This window comes from Brevirhabdus sp. (assembly GCF_052826345.1).
Genome location: NZ_JBRBUA010000077.1, coordinates 1 through 4,177, shown reverse-complemented (window position 1 = coordinate 4,177; position 4,177 = coordinate 1). Strand labels below are relative to the sequence as shown.

Genomic DNA, 4,177 nt, shown 5'->3' with positions numbered 1-4,177 from the left:
GTCATCGCCATCGAGGCGGGCCAGGCCATCATCGACGTCGGCTACAAGATGGAAGGCCGCGTCGATCTCAAAGAATTCGCAAACCCCGGCGAGGCGCCCGAGCTCGAAGTCGGCGATGAGGTCGAGGTGTTCCTCGACCGCGTCGAGAACGCCCGCGGCGAAGCGTCGATCAGCCGCGACAAGGCCCGCCGCGAGGAAGCCTGGGACAAGCTGGAGAAGGCCTACGCCGACGATGCCCGCGTCGAAGGCGCGATCTTCGGCCGCGTCAAGGGTGGCTTCACCGTCGATCTGGGCGGCGCGGTCGCGTTCCTGCCCGGCTCTCAGGTCGATGTGCGCCCCGTGCGCGATGCCGGCCCGCTGATGGGTCTGAAGCAGCCGTTCCAGATCCTGAAAATGGATCGCCGCCGCGGCAACATCGTCGTGTCGCGCCGCGCCATCCTGGAAGAAAGCCGTGCCGAACAGCGCGCCGAGGTCATCGCCAAGCTGACCGAGGGTGACGCCGTCGACGGTGTCGTCAAGAACATCACCGAATACGGCGCCTTCGTCGACCTGGGCGGTGTTGACGGCCTGCTGCACGTCACCGACATGGCCTGGCGCCGCGTCAACCATCCCAACGAGATCCTGTCGATCGGCGAAACCGTCAAGGTTCAGGTCATCAAGATCAACAAGGAAACCCACCGCATCAGCCTGGGCATGAAGCAGCTTCAGGACGATCCGTGGAACGCCGTCGAGGCGAAGTTCCCGCTGGGTTCCGTGCACACCGGCCGCGTGACCAACATCACCGACTACGGCGCGTTCGTCGAGCTGGAGCCGGGCGTCGAAGGCCTGGTCCACGTCAGCGAGATGTCCTGGACCAAGAAGAACGTGCACCCCGGCAAGATCGTTTCCACCTCGCAAGAGGTCGAAGTCATGGTGCTGGAGATTGACACCGCCAAGCGCCGCGTGTCGCTGGGTCTCAAGCAGACCATGCGCAACCCGTGGGAAGTCTTCGCGGAGACGCACCCCGTCGGCACCGAGGTCGAGGGCGAGGTCAAGAACATCACCGAATTCGGTCTGTTCATCGGTCTGGACAACGACATCGACGGTATGGTGCACCTCAGCGACCTGACCTGGGAAGGTCGCGGCGAGGACGTGATCGGCGACTATCGCAAGGGCGACGTGGTCAAGGCCGTCGTCACCGAGGTCGATGTCGAGAAGGAGCGTATTTCGCTGTCGGTCAAGGCGCTGGACAACAGCTTCACCGGGGCGGTCGAGGGCGTGAAGCGCGGCTCGATCATCACGGTCGAAGTCACCGCGATCGAAGATGGCGGAGTCGAAGTGGAATATGAAGGCGCGAAATCCTTCATCCGCCGCTCCGACCTGTCGCGCGACCGTGCCGAACAGCGCCCCGAGCGTTTCGGCGTGGGCGACAAGATCGACGTGCGCGTCACCAATGTCGACGCCAAGACCCGTCGTCTGGGTCTGTCGATCAAGGCGCGCGAGATCGCCGAAGAGAAAGAGGCCGTGCAGCAGTATGGCTCCTCTGACGCGGGCGCATCGCTGGGCGACATCCTGGGCGCCGCGCTGAAAGGCAACAACGAGTAAGCCCAGGGCTTGCTTCCGTCACGATCCGAAGACGGCCCCGCTGCATTGCGGGGCCGTTTTTCATTCTGCGAATCGGACCGTCGTTCCGGCCGCCGCGGCCCGCGTGCCCTGCGCGATGGGCGACAGATTGCGCCGGAGCGCGACCGGCTTGGCCGGAACCTGCCGCAATTGCGTGAAAAAGCGGTTCGTTTTGAATTTCAAATTTGCGGATTTTGCCCTACAGTCCTAGGAGATAGGTGAAAAACCTGTCACATGATCGAAGGCCAGCCTGGAGGATGCCATGATCCGTTCGGAGCTTATCCAGAAAATAGCGGATGAGAATCCACATCTCTACCAGCGCGACGTGGAACGCATTGTAAACACTCTGTTCGAGGAGATCATCAATGCGATGGCGCAGGGGGATCGCGTCGAATTGCGCGGTTTCGGCGCCTTTTCGGTCAAGAAGCGGGACGCGCGCATCGGTCGGAACCCGCGCACCGGCGAAAGCGTTGAGGTCGAAGAGAAATGCGTGCCGTTTTTCAAGACGGGCAAGCTTTTGCGCGACAGGCTGAATGGCAGAGAAAGCTGAAAAAGAACAATGAGATTAATCAAGATCGTCATCCTGGCCGCCATCGGCATCGCGCTTCTTGTCGTGGCGCTGGCGAACCGGGACATGGTGACGCTGCGGCTTCTGCCCGCTGAATTCGCCGATCTGTTCGGTCTGAACGCCTCCGTGAACCTGCCGTTGTTCCTGGTGATCCTGGGCGGCGTGGTGGTGGGGCTGATCATCGGTTTCATTTGGGAATGGCTGCGCGAGCACAAGCACCGCGCCGTGGCCCGGCACCGGCAGAAAGAGGTTGTCCATCTCGAGCGCAGGCTTCAGGCCCGCCGCACCAAGGCGGAAGGCGAAGACGATGTGCTCGCCCTGCTTGAGGACGCCGAGCACGCGCGTTAAAGGGCGGGGATGCACCAGCCTGTCCGCACGAAAATCTGTGGTCTGACCCGGGAGGCCGACATCGATGCCGCCTGCGGGGCGGGGGCGGCCTATGTCGGCTTCGTCTTTTTCGACCGTTCGCCGCGGCACGTGTCGCCGCGGGAGGCGCGTACGCTCGCGCTGCGGGTGCCCGCGGGCGTGGCGAAGGTCGCGCTGACGGTCGATGCGGATGACGCCCTGCTGGACCGGCTGGCGGAAACCGTCCCTCTGGATATGTTGCAAATGCATGGTCGCGAGACGCCCGGCCGCGTGGCCGAGATCCGCGCGCGCTATGGCCTGCCGGTGATGAAGGCGATAGGCGTGGCGAGCCGGTCGGATCTGGCCGCCATCGCGACCTATGCCCAGGTGGCCGACCAGTTGCTGATCGACGCCAAGCCGCCGAAGGGGGCGGCCCTGCCGGGCGGAAACGGCGCGCAATTCGACTGGTCGCTGCTGTCCGGCCGGCGCTGGCCCGTGCCGTGGATGCTGGCGGGCGGGCTTTCGCGCGAAAACGTCGCACGGGCGATCGAGATCACCGGCGCGCGGCAGGTTGATGTATCATCCGGTGTCGAATCCGCGCCGGGGCAAAAGGACAAAGACAGGATCGCGGCCTTCATTGCCGCCACTCAGGGAGAGTGACATGCCGGAAGATATCGTGAACAGCTACATGAACGGCCCCGACGAGGCGGGCCGCTTCGGTGATTTCGGCGGGCGTTTCGTCTCCGAAACGCTGATGCCGCTGATCCTGCAACTGGACGCCGAGTACGAGCGCGCCAAGACCGACGCCGGTTTCTGGGCGCAGATGGACGATCTGTGGGAACATTACGTCGGCAGGCCTTCGCCGCTTTACCACGCAGAGCGGCTGAGCCGGCATCTGGGCGGCGCGAAGATCTATCTGAAGCGCGATGAGCTGAACCACACCGGCGCGCATAAGATCAACAACGTGCTGGGCCAGATCCTGCTGGCGCGCCGCATGGGCAAGACCCGTATCATCGCGGAAACCGGCGCGGGGCAGCACGGCGTCGCCACAGCGACCGTCTGCGCCAAGTTCGGCCTGAAATGCGTGGTCTACATGGGGGCCCATGACGTCGAGCGGCAGATGCCCAACGTGTTCCGCATGCGTCTGCTGGGCGCGCAGGTGGTGCCGGTGACCTCGGGCCGGGGCACGCTGAAGGATGCGATGAACGACGCGATGCGCGACTGGGTGACCAATGTGCGCGACACCTTCTACTGCATCGGAACGGTGGCGGGGCCGCACCCCTATCCGGCCATGGTGCGCGATTTCCAGGCCATCATCGGCAAGGAGGCCAAGGCCCAGATGCAACGGCAGGAAGGCCGTCTGCCCGACACTGTGATCGCGGCCATCGGCGGCGGGTCCAATGCGATGGGGCTGTTCTACCCGTTCCTCGACGATGCGGGCGTGCGCATCATCGGGGTCGAGGCCGGCGGCAAGGGCGTCAACGAAAAGATGGAACATTGCGCCAGTCTGACCGGCGGCCGCCCCGGCGTTCTGCACGGCAACCGGACCTATCTGCTGCAAGACGACGACGGGCAGATCCTGGAAGGTTTTTCGATTTCCGCCGGGCTCGACTATCCCGGCATCGGCCCGGAACACGCCTGGCTGCACGACATCGGGCGCGC

Annotated in this window: 5 protein-coding genes; all 5 read left to right on the top strand. The window is 64.3% G+C overall.

Features of this window, described 5'->3' with window-relative positions; translation table 11 throughout:
• Nucleotides 1-1,584: 30S ribosomal protein S1 (rpsA, locus tag ACU0BR_RS09550; RefSeq protein WP_446156609.1), on the top strand; the 1,584-nt coding region annotated here is incomplete at its 5' end.
• A 280-nt stretch (nucleotides 1,585-1,864) separates the two neighbouring features.
• On the top strand, nucleotides 1,865-2,152 hold the full coding sequence (ihfB, locus tag ACU0BR_RS09545) for an integration host factor subunit beta (RefSeq protein WP_446156608.1): 288 nt from the start codon (nucleotides 1,865-1,867) through the stop codon (nucleotides 2,150-2,152).
• A gap of 9 nt (nucleotides 2,153-2,161) precedes the next feature.
• On the top strand, nucleotides 2,162-2,518 hold the full coding sequence (locus ACU0BR_RS09540) for a lipopolysaccharide assembly protein LapA domain-containing protein (protein ID WP_446156607.1): 357 nt from the start codon (nucleotides 2,162-2,164) through the stop codon (nucleotides 2,516-2,518).
• Between the two features lie 9 nt (nucleotides 2,519-2,527).
• Complete coding sequence (locus ACU0BR_RS09535) at nucleotides 2,528-3,175, top strand: phosphoribosylanthranilate isomerase (RefSeq protein ID WP_446156606.1); 648 nt, start codon at nucleotides 2,528-2,530, stop codon at nucleotides 3,173-3,175.
• Nucleotide 3,176: 1 nt separating this feature from the next.
• On the top strand, nucleotides 3,177-4,177 hold a 1,001-nt coding region (trpB, locus tag ACU0BR_RS09530), incomplete at its 3' end, for a tryptophan synthase subunit beta (protein ID WP_446156605.1).